This window comes from Leptolyngbya sp. Heron Island J (assembly GCF_000482245.1).
In the GTDB taxonomy this organism is placed as follows: Bacteria; Cyanobacteriota; Cyanobacteriia; order Phormidesmidales; family Phormidesmidaceae; genus Leptothoe.
In genome coordinates this window covers 14,046-28,815 of sequence record NZ_AWNH01000024.1, presented here as the reverse complement: position 1 = coordinate 28,815, position 14,770 = coordinate 14,046, and the positions used below count along the sequence as shown (strand labels likewise).

Genomic DNA, 14,770 nt, shown 5'->3' with positions numbered 1-14,770 from the left:
AAGCCAATGATTTTTTAACATTACCACTGATTTAAAGATCTGGTACGATCTCATCTATTAAAAATATGCCTTCTTTGCCAGTGCCTGTCGTTAACCCATTTCTTGTGTCACTATGGAGCAATTCAGCAGGCTAGTCTTTTGAAAAGTCAGTGTTTAGGGCAATTTGGCCAAATGAGATGCTCTATTGGTGTTTACAGCTGTTTTTAGGAGCAATGAGTAGTCATTTGCCGATGTCTAGATATTTCGGCCCGATGTGCAGTGGAGGCCGTTTGGATTACGGGTGCGATCGCACTAAATAAGAAATTTTAGGGCACTGAAAAATTATAGAAGACGTTGTGGGTACAAACATCATAACTGTGGTTATAGGTTGAGAAACACTTAGCTAAACTTTGCACTGAGTTCAGCGAGAGACAGATAAGTCATTACAAAAAACGAACTCTTTGGCCTCATCAGGGTGGGTTTCAAGATAGTCCCGCATCCAGTCACAGCCTTTCTGAAGCAATTGATTCAGATCTTCTATCTGCCACAGATACCCTTTTTCTCGCCAGCCAACAGCGGCTAACCGTTGCCCATTGGAGGTAAAATTAACATCCCAAAGACCATTGAGAGTCTGAAATTCTATCAGCTTTTCTCCCTGGATGCTCCGAATTTGAGCCTTACCATCGAAGGAAGCAGTAGCCAGTTTTTGGCCATCTGCACTAAAGCGAATATTAAGAATAGAACTACCAGTTGAGAACAGCGGTTTCAGAGATCGTTCTTTTCTACGCACATTTCTTAAATAAACATTGCCATCCAGAAATGCTGTAGCCAACTTACGACTATCTGGACTAAAGCGAATAGCTGATACCGCTCCTGAGTAACCATCAAACTCATTCAAGAGCTGTCCCTGCAAGTTCCATATTTGGAGAATATTATTTTTTCCAGATACTGTTGCAATTAATTTTCCATTTGGGCTGAAAATAGCTTGGGAAGATCTTCCTTTGTAACCTGAAAATTCAGCAATTATGTTACGTCGAAAATCTTTAAGACGAAAGATACCATCCTCTGAAGCCGTAACTAGTAGGGAGCGATCCATCCCTAGAGCTATGGCTACAGCCTTTTCGCCAGAATGCCCTTTAAATAACTGTGTTGCAGAATTTTCATTCTGAGTAGACCATAAACGAGCTGTGCCATCAGATGCTATCGTTGCCAGTCGTTTAGCATCTGGGCTTAGAAAAACCCTGGGCTTGACGCGAAAAGTTCTCTTACCCCCACCCATGAAGGGTTTAGATGGTTTGGTTTGGTTTGGAGGCCACAAATAGGCTGTCCCATTCCCAGAGACAGTAGCCATATGACCATCTTGGCTAAAAACGACTTCAGCCTGATATCTAAACCCAGAAAATTTATAAGTATTTATGAATGTTGTGCACAAATTCTCTGCGCTATCACAGGATTTTGATGTAACATCCCATAGCCTAATTGTTCCTAAGTTTGTTATTGTGGTAAAATTTCGAATATCTGAACCAAATCTAATAGCAGCAATCCAGCTGTCATGACCCTTTAGAGAAAATTTCTCCTGACCGTTGAGATCCCAGACTCGCACAAAGCCATCTTCTGCTCCTGTAGCAAGTTCTTTTCCATCTGGGCTAAAAGCCAAAGCCCTAATAGAGCTCCAGTGACCTTGAAAAGTTGTCAACTCGTCTCCCTGTAAATTCCATAAAGTGGCGCTGTTACCAGAAGAAGAGACTAACTGTTCACTGTCAGGACTAAAGCGAAGGTTCAAAATATCAGACGGTACTTGCCAGGAATTGATTACGTTGCCTCTCAGGTCTAATAGACTAATTGAGAATATTTTCTCTACATTAGAGCTTACCATAGCCATTTTTTGTCCATCCGGGCTAAAAATAATTTGTTGAATGATGTCTCTGGAGTTGTGAAAAGGTATAACTAAACGTTCACCGCTGTCGATCTCCCACAAATGTGGAATGCTAGAACTTATCACTACCAGTTTCTGCCCATCTGGACTGAGACGGATCCTCAAGTGCTCATATACAGCGTCGGGAGTAAAGTCTCTAATTAACTGGCCCGTAGTGGCATCCCATACTTTGACTTCGCCCTCGGTCGTAGCTGTAGCTATTCTCTGTCCATCATCACTTATATCAAGATTGCTTACTGAGTTGTCGGTAGCCTTGAATTTTGACCATCCAAGTATATTTAAATTTCTTCGATAGACCATGCCATCAATCGTACCCAGGGCTATCCACTGCCCATTGGCACTCTGAGCAATTCCACGTCTAGTCGGAATACCTTGAGTAAAAGTCAATTGATTTTTTGCACGGATGCGGTGAAGGATTTGTTGCAAAGACAAACTTAAACTTGGCACCTCTTCTTCAGCTAAATTCTTTTCTTGCGCAATATGACCTAATCGCATAGCCGACTTTACAGATTCCAGTTCACTAGCAGTATTTAACTGAAACTCAACCAATGCTTTACTTCCTTGAAGATTCAATCGATTTATCTGTATCTCTCGATCTTTGATAAATAGCCAAGAGCACAGCCAGCCAACTATTCCTAATGCAAATAAACCAGTTGTGATTAAAGCTCTTCCTATTTTTTTCTCACTCTTTGTTTGTTGCCTTTGAATTTCAAGCCGCTGCTTGTCAGACTCAAGCCGTTGTTGCTCAACTTCAATTTGTAGTTTTTCAGTTTCTTGACGTCGCTTTTCCTCTAATTTCGCTTTTTCAACCTCAAGCTTTTGTTGCTCTAGATAGCGTCTGCGCCAGTCAAGAATAGGGTTAGCCAAGGCATCATGAAAAATTTCGTAGCGCTGGGTATCGGGTTGATCGGACTTGGCTTTTCCCTCAGGTCGTACAATCCGCTGTTTTCCGCTGGCCAATTTCTCTAACAACTGTTTAAGTCGAATACTGTTGCATCTAGTATGGGTTGCTAGCTCAAACACCGAGCAAGCACACTTCATCCCTGACAAAGTTACCAGATACTGAAAGATGCTGGCAGCAATTTGTCTTTCCTCCTCTGTCAACAGTTCCATCTGATGATTCAGGTGGTCTTTCACGATCTGATCGGCCTGCCCCAGAGCTTTGAAGGTTTCTAGTCGTAGAAGATTAGACTCTCTATCATGTTCCTCCTTCCATAACCGTTCCATTACTAGTTGCAGATAAGGAGTTTCAATCTGCATTTCCGAAAGTACTTTATGCTTCGCCTCAACTCCCCCCAGACCACTATCTCCAAGAATGACTTTACCAACTTGCACCTCCTCTAAAATCGCATTCACCAATGATTGCTCAATAGAAATATTTGTGTTGTATTGCCTGTTGTAGTAGTCAATTGGCTTTGTAATTGCCTCTTCTGCAGCTTCACCCCTTAAATGGCCCATTTCCAGGCGATGTTCTAATAATCCAGGGATCAGTGACTTAAAGCGATCAAGAGCTGCGAGTGAATCCTTACGAGTCGAAATCAAAAAATTAACTCGTAAGCTAGGACAATTAACAGCGCGCGGAAACTCAGTATAGAAGGTACCATCTGCTTTTTCGTTGGCGTGATATAGAAAATATTCTTCAAACTGGTCGAGGATCAAGTAAAGCTCTCCATCATAATCTTCCCCACCTAAGGCATCTGTCCAAGAACTTAATGTCTCAATGAAGGATAATCCAGATTCAGGAGGTTGAATATCCCAACCTCTTTGGGCAATCGTCACTTCAATTTGCTGAATTAAACTTGCTAGGGGATCATCCCTCCAGGAGAAGTCTCTTTCCAGAGATGGAAACACTACCACCGCCAGCTTAGGTATCCCATCATAGTCGATTCTATTTTGTTGAGCTTCTTCATGTAAGATATGGGTGACCCCTGCCCGCAAAATTGAGCTTTTACCTACGCCACTCTTGCCATATAGAATGGTTAAACGCCAGGCCAACAGGTTGTTGACCATTTCCTGGATATCACTCTCTCTGCCAAAAAAGATGCTAGTGTCGTTTTCAGTATAAGGATTCAGACCTTTATACGGTATCTTTAAATACTTTGTATCGTCAGAATGGGGAGTGACCTGAGATACTTCAAAAATATCGGCCTCGTTCTTCAAAATATCTGGGTTTCTACTATTATGAGTGATGGTCTTAGCAACATTTGTGTCGTCTCCCATTGTTATTTCTCCCTAGATATTAATGAAAGCGTGCCTCAATTGTCCTCTGGAGTTGTTTGACAAATTCGTCTTCTGAGGAAGGTTCATCTTCTGAAGATGCCATGTTTAAAAGTGCTACGTTACGACTCTTCCAAAGTTCTTGTTCCAAATCACCCGGCTTGGCTTGATGGAGTAACCAAGATTTACCCGTAATCCTATTGGCTGGCCAGAAACAATGCATGAGGAGCTGTAGATCTGAGTCACTAGGGCTGTATCCCATAAATAAGATATTGCCTTTCTTTAGAATGGTAACAAGACTTGTTGGTAAATTGTGTTCTAGGGTACTGATCAAATGAGCCATCTGCTGTTCAGTCGCGACAAAGTTGTTTTCCCATGATTCTTTCCAAGTACCAAATAACTTCAAAATAATGGGATGCGGGTGAGGTGAGTGCCCCCAAGGGCTACGCAAAGGCAATCGGTCAGAATCGTTAGCCCCGATTGTCTGGACGTCTCCTTGATAGGGCTTATGCTTAAACTTACCTTTCTCTAGCCCATCAGCGATATAAAAGACAACATCAAATGGTTGTTGAGCATCTAAAAAAGCTCTCTCCAGGAGATCGTCATAGTTAGTGGTCACAATTAGCTGAAATGGCAAGCCAGGACTACGTCTAGGATAGTTATGAACAGACATAAGATGGGGTAGTTTTGCCAGAAACTGATGTAATGAACTCGGTCGATGTTTTTTATCAAGCCTCTCCAAAACCGCATAGAGATTATCATAAAGAGACTCTAAGTTATTTCTTAAAATGTAGTACTGAGAGATATATCGGAGGTTGATTTGTGAGACAGCTAATCTTAATCCTTGCTCAATATGACGTGGACAGTTTTTTTTCTCTGCCATCTTTTTCAGCATTGGGCACTCTATGGATTCATCCGGAGGCCAGTAGTGACAAGTCGGACTGGGAATGCCAATGAGGGTATGAATCAAGTTCTCATTTTGGAAGTTATTCTCTCCATTTCTGGGAACTAAATCATCCTGAACAAGATCAGCCAGATCAAACGCCAAATCGATATAGAAACTTGAGTTGATTCCTGGACCTAAGAAAGGAATCAGGTTTCCACTCTTCAGATCATCAGCAATTAATCGGCAAGGAGAAGTAACCGAAGCATTTTGAGGACGAGGCACGCGATGCGGAGAGTTCCGAGGAGGAAGCGGTCGATCTAATAAGAAATGCTTAGTAAATTCTGCTGCAACTGCTGCTGCATAAGGTTGCCAAACATCATTTTTTTGAGTATCTGCTCGATCACTGATGGCTCTAATTACCAGACAACGTACGGGTCTGTCTTGCTTCCAGGCAGCAGAACTGACGCCATAGCCTTCCATTTCAATGGCGTCAATTTTTCGATTTTTCGCTGCGATCTCATTCCGGATTTCAGTGTGGGCAATCACACGTTCACCTGATGCAATCACTCCTTCATGTTTATTGGGATAAGTATCTGTCCCATCCGGTTTTTTGGGTAATGATAATTTCCAGCTGGCCAACTTCTCCATAGCCATCTTTGTCGCTCTATCCCACAACTTTGAATCAGCAGGATACTGCTTATGCTCTGTTAATCGACCCGTCAGCGTATCTTTACCTCGCTCGTAGTAGTAGACTTCCTTTCCAAGCACCAGATCACCCAATTGCATCTTGTCTTTAGCTGCTCCTGCAATTCCAACCATTAGAACAGCTTCTGGACTCCATGTAGTGATAAGAGCTTGCGCCGCAAGAGCTGCATCAATACTGGCTACGTCAGGTAATTGAGTAACAACGATTTCATAGAATTGACGCTCAACAAGATCTAACTGAATTTTCCAATAGGTACGATCACCTTCGCGGATCCGGTGCTGGTCACCGATGCCAAAAGCCTGACAAACAGCCTGACGTTCTAGCTCAATGGCTGTAATAATTGCAAAGTCAACTTTGGATTCTTCCATATCGCTCCCCCCGCTTCATCGATACTGTGATGACCATTAAAAAATAAAATTAGACCATTCAGGTTCTACCGCCTCTTAGCCAGATCCGCATATAACAAAAGCTCGATTCCAAAAGCCATCAAGAGAAGAAACTCTACTAAGCAAAGAAGCCGAATGGCAACAACTGGTTCTAACACCAGATATCTGAAGACCGTGAGTGCCGCTAACCCTGAAAATACAAATGCAATCTCATCAATGATTAACTGCTCTATCTTGCATCGCTTTCGCTGCACATCGCTTCTATGGGAGATTTCCCAGCCAAATATAGACTCAATATCTATATTCGTTTTATCGATGCTGTTGCTAACTTTAGTCACCAGCTGATAGCGGATATATCGGCCAATCGCTGAAATCTTCTGACCATTTACCAGATAAGTCCACCCTAAAACTAGACTCAACCAAGGAAGCACCAAGAATCCATAGAGATTCGTCTTCTCGCCTAAAGCAAACGCTAGAACTGTGCCACATAAAGCCAGCATTACATATGGTAAATTATCACGGAAACCGATCCGCTGTGCTTGCTCATCTTTCAGTTTTTCGTATTCCTGAAGATATACCGCCAGCAATTTGTGCTGCTCTGCAACCATAGAAGCCTCCTATCAAAAAATGCTTCTACTCAATCCTTCTTCATGACTAATTCGCAAGGAAGTTGTAGTTTATTTCCGATGACTGGAAATAAACTACAACTTCTTTTGCAAAGTTCAACAACCTTACAAATTCTTCACCACTTAGTGTTAGTCTTCAGAGTTTGAAAACGTCTAAAGACTAACGATATATTAGGCAACTTCGCTGACACTCCCAGTATATTTATCCATCTTCAACAAAAATTTTTCAGTAATAAAAGTATGTTTTCTTAAAACAAAACTTACTATTCTCGGCACATATTTCAGGGATTTCATCTCCAAATCCTCACGAGTTCCTCAATTTCTTGCTCTATTCTGATTGAGAGTCTTGTTAACAGGCTGTCCTTTAAATGCTCACTTGGTTTTCTTATGAATGGGTTAGTCCAAGCAAGTAAAGCATGAACAGTTTCAGCTCTGATTTTCTATGAAGCGTCTACCAATTATATGGATTGTTGTCCTTGTTGGGACACTGGCAGCTTCCGGCAGCCTGGTCCATATTCTTACTGAGGTGTGGTGGTTTGATGCAGTTGGATTCGTTGAGGTCTTTTGGACCAAACTAACCTGGCAAATTCTAATCTGGCTGGCAACGTTCGTCTTGTATGGGCTATTCCTCTGGGGAAACTATCGGCTGGCAATGCGTCTTACCCGCAGTCATCCGTTTCACTTTTTAGAGGACAATGGTTGGGAGACACCTGTCCCAAGTACGTCTAACTATGTTGCGCTAATCATAATTACTCTTGTTGCTTTAATTTCAGCAGGAGCAAGTATCTCAGCCTGGGAGACTGTCTTAAAATTTCTAAACTCTAGTAATTTTGGTAGTGCCGATCCTATTTATCAGAACGACATCGGCTTCTATATTTTTAAACTCCCCCTATACGAAGGCATCCAGGCCTGGTTGTTGACCCTGACCATTTTGGCACTCGTCCTATCAACCGTACTCTATGGACTGAAAGGTGTTATCACCCCACAAGGAAACTGGAAAAACATCCTGACAGGCAAGGTCAAAGGCCATTTGAGTCTACTGCTAGCAGCTAGTGCCATCCTGGTTGCCGTCGGCTTCTGGCTCCAACGTTACGAGCTTCTATACTCGCCAGAAGGCGTCGTCTTCGGAGCTGGTTACACTGACGTTCGTGCTCGGCTGTCTGCCTACTGGACCATGACATTTGTCACCCTGGCATTAGCCGGGTTGTTCCTCCTGGCTATTTGGCGACGCGGGTTTGCTTTACCGATCTATGGGATAGGGCTGTACCTTGTGATTTTGGTCCTGGTAAGCGGCATTTACCCCTGGTTTCAGCAGCTCTTCATCGTTGAACCTAACGAATTGGATAAAGAGCGTCCCTATGTGGCCTACAACATTGACTTCACTCGTGAAGCCTATGGTTTAGAGCAGGTGCAACGAGAGCGTTATCCAGCAAAAGGCCAGCTCAATCACGAGATTTTGCAAGCAAACCAGGCAACGGTCGGTAACATTCGGCTGTGGGACTACCGCCCTTTGCTGAGCACCTATCACCAACTCCAGGAGATTCGACTTTACTACCGCTTTAGAGATGTAGATGTGGACCGCTATACCCTGGATGGCGACTATCGACAGGTGATGCTGGCAGCAAGGGAACTGGCCTATTCCCAAGTACCATCCGAGGCCCAAACCTGGGTGAACCAGCGTTTGAAGTATACCCACGGCTATGGTCTGGTGATGAGTTCCGTGAACCGGGTAACACCCCAAGGCTTACCGGATCTGTTGATTAAGGATATTCCACCGGTCTCCAACACCGATCGACAGGTGAGTGAACCCGCCATTTATTATGGGGAGGCCACCAATCACTATATTTTCACTGGCACCAATACCGAAGAATTTGACTATCCCAGAGGCAGCGAGAACGCCTTCACCCTATATGAGGGTACAGGCGGTGTTCCGATCCCATCAATCTGGCATCGGTTGGCCTATGCCTATGACCTGGGCAGTCTTAAGATTTTAATCTCTAACTACTTTACCCAAGACTCACGCATCCACTACTATCGCCAGATTCGGCAACGGGTTCAGCATGTAGCGCCGTTTCTCCGGTTCGACCACAACCCCTATATCACGGTGATCAACGGTCAGCTGAAGTGGATCATCGATGCCTATACGGTTAGCGATCGCTACCCCTATTCTGAACCCGTTGCTCGCAGCAATAATGCTAATGTCATCCTGCAGGGCAATATCAGGCAGATTTTAGGTTGGAATGGCAACTACATCCGTAATTCAGTCAAGGTAGTTGTCGATGCCTTCAATGGTGATATGCGTTTCTTCGTGGTTGATCCCCAGGATCCATTACTGGCCACCTACCGCAAAATCTTTCCTAACCTGTTCGAACCAGTTCAGGCAGTACCCCCTGAAATCAGAGCCCATTTTCGCTATCCCATCGATTTCTTCAAAATTCAGGCACAGATGTATCTGGCCTACCACATGAGCAATCCAGACGTGTTTTACAACCGAGAGGATCTGTGGCGTTTTCCCACGGAGGTGTACGAGGAAAATGAGCAGCTGATGGAGCCCTACTATGTGATCATGCGGCTACCGGCAGAGGCGAGGGAAGAATTTATCCTGATCTTGCCGTTTACACCCGCTAACAAAGACAACATGATTGCCTGGATGGCAGCTCGCTCGGACGGTGAACACTATGGCAAACTATTGTTGTATGAATTTCCCAAACAAGAACTGGTCTATGGTCCCCACCAAGTGGAAGCTCGAATCGACCAGAATCCAGAAATTTCCGAGCGCTTGACCCTGTGGAGTCAGAAGGGGTCGCGGGTGATTCGAGGCGATTTGCTAGTGATTCCTATCCAGGAGTCGCTTCTCTACGTTGAGCCAGTCTATCTGCGGGCTGAACAGGGTGAGCTGCCCGAGCTGAAACGAATTATTGTGGCGTATGGTGATCAGATCGTGATGGCAGCATCTTTGGAAGATGCTCTGGCTGACATTTTTGGAGACAGCCCACCTCTAACACAACAAGTCAGTGCTGATACTAGAGATCTTAAAGCCCTGATTAAAGCTGCGCAAGCCGCCTATCAACAGTCCCAGGACGCCTTGGATCGACGTGATTGGAACAGCTATGGTCAATCCCTACAAAATTTAGGCAATCTCTTACAGCAGCTAAGCCAACAGGTTGAAACGCTACCGTAAGCCTCTTGTTGAGCTTGAGCTGGATAGCTATCCGCAGACAGCTATCTATTAGCTGCTAATCATTCTGATGCCAGGAACGGTGACACTGGGAGCTGCAAATAGTTCTTCGTAGTCTTCTGTAAGGGTTGTCTGCACTTCACCAAAATCAGCGGGGACAATGGCTGAATTAAGTACAGCAAATACTGCTCGAACATGTACTACAGCCGCCGCCGGATCAATGCTCTCTCTATCGCTGACCCGCCGATAAAACTCTTTTAGTGAGAACGCACTGCCAGGTTGGTTCTCTCGACCTTGGAAATGGGTTGACATTTCTTCAGGTAATTGTTTAGCTAACTTGCTAGCCTCATTCCCAGGAATACGCTCAGCCAACGTCTGCAGGGTGGCACGAACAGCTCGCTTCACTTCATCCAGCGACTCCACTTGGGAAAAGCTCTGAACATGTTTGATAAACTCGTCGTACTTCATTTTTTGAGAAACTCCCAGCTTGCCTCCAGGCACATCACGTCCTTGTGCCTCTAACAAAAATCATAGGTAAAAGGTGTGAGGATCTTATGAGCTTCCCAGTCACTTACGTCTGTGGGTTCTACATGAACGGGCAGCCGCAAAGACCTTGGTCGATCAGTTTCTAATTGATGGCAAACTATCGCCCCAAATCCGGTAAACTGTGTTGAGTATAGGCCACGTCAACCTCAGGAGCAGACTCTGTTCTTAATGCTTTTAGCAAGTCTTCACGGGTGATAATGCCAACTAACTGTCCCTGATTATCGATCACGGGCAGACGATTGACTCGCTTTTCGATCATGAAGTTAGCGGCTTTGGCGATAGGCATGTCCGGGGCAACCGTGATGGGATTGGCGGTCATCACATCCTGTACCAAGACACCCAGAGTTTTGCGAAGCTGCTGCTTCAACTTACGAGGGGGCTCTAAGTAAAAAAAGCTCCCTAGAAAATTTAGATAGAGCGGTAGCTTAATAGGGCGTTCTCTAAAGAGCAAATCAGCTTCTGAAATAACGCCGACTACCTTACCGTCGTCATCCACAACAGGCAGTCCACTGATATGATTTTTTTCCAAGTGCTGCAACACGGTCTCCACTAAATCAGATGGTTTCACAGTGACCGGGTTTGGGGTCATCAAGTCTTTAACAAGATAAGTTTGATCCATTGTCTTTATCTCACTTCCCCGCTTGAAGGATAGAAGTTAGGAGTCAGCAGCCAGATCTTGACTGAATTCTGGATTCCTAACCAACCAGGACTTCTCCGTTTAAGTGGATACCCATAACTAGCTCATACCTTAGATTAGGTGGTCTATGTGGGGAAGTTATGAGGATTGTGGCTTGGTTGCCATACTGGTCAAAAGTGCTAGGGACATTCCATCTAGATGGCATACCACCAGCACCCAGAGGGATTCCTCAAATTGAGGTGACATTGGTATCTACACAACATCCTCAAACTGTTAAGTTAGCCTAAAGACACAAGCTGAGATAGGCTTTTGAATGTGTTTTGCTTCACCCTGGTCTTGGCTCAGTGTAAAGACGATTGTTTCGGAAGCAGGTAGCAGCAATGAATGCACAAAAAACATTGCCCCACTTTAGTTTAAAGACACTAGAAATGTATATAGCTGCCATCATTTTGGGGGCTGCTGCTGGCTGGGGATATTGGTGGACATCTCAACAAACTTATTCTCTAGAAGGAGCGACACCGGTTCAGTCGTTTGATATATCTGATGTGGTCACAAAACTAAAATCATCGTTGCCAGAAAAGCTGGCTGTATTGGTGAATGTCCAGCCTCAGGCTTATTGGGTAAGCATAGTAGATCAGCAAGAAATGTTATTGCCTCAACCGCTGTCGTGGGAAACTCAAGTGGCTCCAGAGACAATGCTTGCCAATACAATAGAGATTTTACTATCAGGTGCAGTGAAGGTCGATGATGCCTTTACCACTATTCCTAAAGACACCCAGTTGTTAAGTTTAACCATTACTCCTAAGGGAATTTATATCAATCTTTCCCAGGAGTTTGCGGAGGGTGGTGGTTCTAGCTCAATAATTTACCGCGTAGCTCAAGTTATTTACACGGTGACTAGTCTGGATCCTGATGCAGCGGTTTATCTATCGGTAGCAGGACATTTAATTGATGAAGCCTATCCCTTAGGAGGTGAGGGCCTGATTCTAGAACAGCCTGTGACGCGTCAGACCTTTGCTAAAGACTTCTCGATTTTCAGGAATAACGAAGTTGATCTATAAGATTGTTTACGGGATAGCAGGAGGTATTGTGATGCTTTCTCATGAATCTGGTTTAGTCTGTCCTAAATGCCAAAAACAGGGGCTTGTTAGATTAGAACATCGTGGTGATAATAAGGATATTTTTGAATGTGTTTATTGTCATCATGAAGAAGACTTAAGCAAGCCCGCTGCTCGTAATTTTTCTGGCTTTGTCTTTACGGCTTTGATCGCTGTGTTGATTACGTTGCTAATGCTAGGTGTGTAGGTTTTGGCTGAGAACAGTTTTTGCCATCTACGCTTCTGTTCGACTATTCTGCCAGTATTGGTGGGAGGTTTGTAGAATTGCGATCGCATCTTCATACCTCTCTACACAATGAGGAATGGTAATATCTGCTGGATCAATCATCGGTGTTTTACCATCCAGCATATGCTTGTTTACCCAATCCATGAGTCCTTGCCACATGGAACCCACCAGAATAAAAGGTGTTTTATCTAGCTTTCGAACTTGGAGGAGTTGCCAAATCATGAGCGCTTCTAATGTTGTGCCAATGCCACCTGGCATAACAATAAAAGCATCTGACATTAAGACAAAATGATGCAATCGAGAGAAAAAAGTACGATGGCAGTAGGCTTCTTCCACAAATGGATTCGTTTCCTGCTCCTGCTTTAAATCAACTCGAATGCCAATGGATTTTACTTGGTCATCGGGGTCGGCAATTACACTACCCTCATTAGCGGCTTGCATTAAGCCCGGACCACCCCCGGTGACAATGTCACAGCCCATTAAGGTTAATTCACCTGCTAACTGTTTAACAATTTCATACAGTTCACTACCCGGTTTCATGCGGGCTGAACCAAAAATAGTGACACGATATCTGGCCCGTTTAGGTGGACGTAGGGCTGTTAAGTTGTTAACGACCTCCCAAAGGTCTAAGACCGATTTTTCAACTACTTCAAAAACGGCTTTGCTATCCGTTTCTATGGCTGTTGGTAAACTCCTGAAATTTTCCGAATCAGCCATTGTGTATCTCCAGAGGTAGCTCTATCCTAAAGATTTTCCGCATAAATGGCTATTCCCCACAAGTTTCTCAATCTATTGTGATGTACTAGATGATAGAAGGGATAGAAATATCAGCTGCTTTTATTCTCTGTTGAATTGGTTGGCATATCTAGCAACAGATATTTTTTGACTTCACGTGCATAGGGAAGATGCAGGAGGAAAATAATGATTCATAAAATTGTGGTTGGTCTTGATAAATCTGATTTAAGTCTAAAAGCGCTACAGCAAGCACTTGCCTTTGCTCAAGGCTATCAGGCTGAACTCAAGCTAGTTTGCGTTTTGTCTGGTCATGAATCAGATGCACCACAAGTTTGGTCCTATTTTAATGGCTATCCCTATCCGGGGATGAATTCCACAGCGCTAGAATCTTACCAGACAGCTTGGAATCAGTATGTTGATGACTCTCAGTCTTGGTTAGGGCAGCAGGTTTCTGATAGTAAGAAGACCTATACTGATACGTCTGGAAGTCTACTTTATGGTGCTCCGGGAGCAAAGTTATGTGAGTTTGCTGAAACCTGGAATGCAGATTTGATTATTGTTGGCAGCCGTGGTTTCTCTGGGATAAGTGAATTATGGATGGGGAGTGTCAGTAATTATGTGATGCACCATGCCCCTTGTTCTGTGTTGATTGTTCATGCAGGTAAACAGACGGAACAGACGGAGATGTCTACTCAGCCCATTGGTTCAGCTAGTAAAACGAATCCGCAAAACATATTGCAACATATTTTAGTGCCCGTGGATAAGTCTGATATGACAGGACAGGCAATCGCAACTGCGGTTGATTTAGCCAAGCTTCATGGTGCTGAAATTAAGCTAGTTCATGTCATTGATGAGGATGAGTATGATATTCCTCAAAAGCCTATTTTGAGCGATAGCCAGTATATGCTGCAACACAATGGGCTTTTGTTGGAGGAGTATCAGCGTAACTGGAATAAATTTATTGACGGCTGGTGGCGACAACTGCAGATGAAGGTTCAAGATATTGAGCATGAAAAGATTGATGCCATCTGCGATGTGATGCAAGGGCGGACAGGGCCACGTATTTGTGAGGTGGCCAAGGATTGGCAAGCTGATCTCATTGTGATAGGTTCTCGTGGATTATCAGGTCTAAAAGAGCTATTGGTCGGTAGTGTTAGCTATTATGTCAGCCATCGAGCATCCTGTTCTGTGTTAGTTACGCGATCAAAACCATCAAGGGAAAAATCATCTGACATCAGCCAAAAATCTCGTGAGATGGCGCTGGTGAATTCCTAGAAAATCATCAACTTGACGTCTTGGAATTCATTAGGATTTAGCAGTTGTGGATTACGCCGATGAGCCGGGCTCATCGGCGGGCCACCGTGTTTTTGTCAGAGCCAGACAGGTCAGATAATTGATTTGTTATAGGCAAGGACATACCTTTTATTCCATATTTCTAAATCAAAAGCATAGAATCTTAATAAAACCAGCACTGACAATTTGCATCTTCAATCCTTGAGTATGGGCAATTAATAACTTTAAACAGCTAGTCTGAGCGTTTTGTGGGGTCTCAAGGTGAATCTTGACTTGGCCTATCGTAAAATTGTGACTGTGG

At 44.0% G+C, this 14,770-nt stretch carries 10 protein-coding genes and 2 pseudogenes; 5 read left to right on the top strand and 7 right to left on the bottom strand.

The window, feature by feature from the left end; all coding sequences use genetic code 11:
- Positions 1-400: 400 nt before the first annotated feature.
- The 4 genes and pseudogenes from N836_RS47580 to N836_RS47570 all read right to left on the bottom strand — a co-directional run bounded on the left by N836_RS47580 (position 401) and on the right by N836_RS47570 (position 6,718).
- Entirely contained in the window at positions 401-4,135 is a 3,735-nt protein-coding gene (locus tag N836_RS47580) for an nSTAND1 domain-containing NTPase (RefSeq protein ID WP_023071759.1), read from the bottom strand.
- Positions 4,136-4,154: 19 nt separating this feature from the next.
- Complete coding sequence (locus N836_RS78155) at positions 4,155-4,805, bottom strand: SIR2 family protein (protein ID WP_442785773.1); 651 nt, start codon at positions 4,803-4,805, stop codon at positions 4,155-4,157.
- 597 nt (positions 4,806-5,402) lie between these two features.
- A pseudogene (locus N836_RS78150) lies at positions 5,403-6,092 on the bottom strand (5'-methylthioadenosine/S-adenosylhomocysteine nucleosidase); the annotation flags it as partial.
- 65 nt (positions 6,093-6,157) lie between these two features.
- Positions 6,158-6,718, bottom strand: coding sequence for a hypothetical protein (locus tag N836_RS47570; protein WP_023071757.1), 561 nt, complete (start codon positions 6,716-6,718; stop codon positions 6,158-6,160).
- 460 nt (positions 6,719-7,178) lie between these two features.
- Here N836_RS47570 and N836_RS47565 point away from each other — a divergent pair, with 460 nt between their 5' ends.
- A complete protein-coding gene (locus N836_RS47565; RefSeq protein ID WP_023071756.1) occupies positions 7,179-9,917 on the top strand; it encodes a UPF0182 family membrane protein in 2,739 nt (912 codons plus the stop codon).
- Between the two features lie 48 nt (positions 9,918-9,965).
- On the opposite strand, the gene N836_RS47560 is transcribed toward N836_RS47565, so the two are convergent.
- Both N836_RS47560 and N836_RS47555 read right to left on the bottom strand, forming a co-directional pair.
- Complete coding sequence (locus tag N836_RS47560; RefSeq protein WP_023071755.1) at positions 9,966-10,439, bottom strand: DUF2267 domain-containing protein; 474 nt, start codon at positions 10,437-10,439, stop codon at positions 9,966-9,968.
- Between the two features lie 118 nt (positions 10,440-10,557).
- Complete coding sequence (locus tag N836_RS47555) at positions 10,558-11,079, bottom strand: CBS domain-containing protein (RefSeq protein WP_023071754.1); 522 nt, start codon at positions 11,077-11,079, stop codon at positions 10,558-10,560.
- 188 nt (positions 11,080-11,267) lie between these two features.
- Between N836_RS47555 and N836_RS78145 the strand changes: the two are divergent.
- From N836_RS78145 to N836_RS47545, 3 genes and pseudogenes are all read left to right on the top strand, one after another.
- Positions 11,268-11,342, top strand: a pseudogene (locus N836_RS78145) (Hsp70 family protein); the annotation flags it as partial.
- 135 nt (positions 11,343-11,477) lie between these two features.
- Positions 11,478-12,158, top strand: coding sequence for a GerMN domain-containing protein (locus N836_RS73035; protein WP_023071753.1), 681 nt, complete (start codon positions 11,478-11,480; stop codon positions 12,156-12,158).
- Positions 12,159-12,189: 31 nt separating this feature from the next.
- On the top strand, positions 12,190-12,402 hold the full coding sequence (locus N836_RS47545) for a YheV family putative metal-binding protein (RefSeq protein WP_152532095.1): 213 nt from the start codon (positions 12,190-12,192) through the stop codon (positions 12,400-12,402).
- 27 nt (positions 12,403-12,429) lie between these two features.
- On the opposite strand, the gene N836_RS47540 is transcribed toward N836_RS47545, so the two are convergent.
- Positions 12,430-13,158 (bottom strand): LOG family protein, encoded by a 729-nt coding sequence (locus N836_RS47540; RefSeq protein WP_023071751.1) that lies wholly within the window; start codon positions 13,156-13,158, stop codon positions 12,430-12,432.
- A 204-nt stretch (positions 13,159-13,362) separates the two neighbouring features.
- Between N836_RS47540 and N836_RS73030 the strand changes: the two genes are divergently transcribed.
- Positions 13,363-14,451 (top strand): universal stress protein, encoded by a 1,089-nt coding sequence (locus tag N836_RS73030; RefSeq protein WP_023071750.1) that lies wholly within the window; start codon positions 13,363-13,365, stop codon positions 14,449-14,451.
- Positions 14,452-14,770 lie beyond the last annotated feature (319 nt).

What these genes read in the sequence shown, in the direction of transcription:
- N836_RS47565 (WP_023071756.1), top strand. Translation starts at nt 7,179, where the DNA reads ATGAAGCGTCTACCAATTATATGGATTGTTGTCCTTGTTGGGACACTG.
- N836_RS47540 (WP_023071751.1), bottom strand. Translation starts at nt 13,158, where the DNA reads ATGGCTGATTCGGAAAATTTCAGGAGTTTACCAACAGCCATAGAAACG.
- N836_RS47580 (WP_023071759.1), bottom strand. Translation starts at nt 4,135, where the DNA reads ATGGGAGACGACACAAATGTTGCTAAGACCATCACTCATAATAGTAGA.
- N836_RS78155 (WP_442785773.1), bottom strand. Translation starts at nt 4,805, where the DNA reads ATGTCTGTTCATAACTATCCTAGACGTAGTCCTGGCTTGCCATTTCAG.
- N836_RS73030 (WP_023071750.1), top strand. Translation starts at nt 13,363, where the DNA reads ATGATTCATAAAATTGTGGTTGGTCTTGATAAATCTGATTTAAGTCTA.
- N836_RS47555 (WP_023071754.1), bottom strand. Translation starts at nt 11,079, where the DNA reads ATGGATCAAACTTATCTTGTTAAAGACTTGATGACCCCAAACCCGGTC.
- N836_RS73035 (WP_023071753.1), top strand. Translation starts at nt 11,478, where the DNA reads ATGAATGCACAAAAAACATTGCCCCACTTTAGTTTAAAGACACTAGAA.
- N836_RS47545 (WP_152532095.1), top strand. Translation starts at nt 12,190, where the DNA reads ATGCTTTCTCATGAATCTGGTTTAGTCTGTCCTAAATGCCAAAAACAG.
- N836_RS47570 (WP_023071757.1), bottom strand. Translation starts at nt 6,718, where the DNA reads ATGGTTGCAGAGCAGCACAAATTGCTGGCGGTATATCTTCAGGAATAC.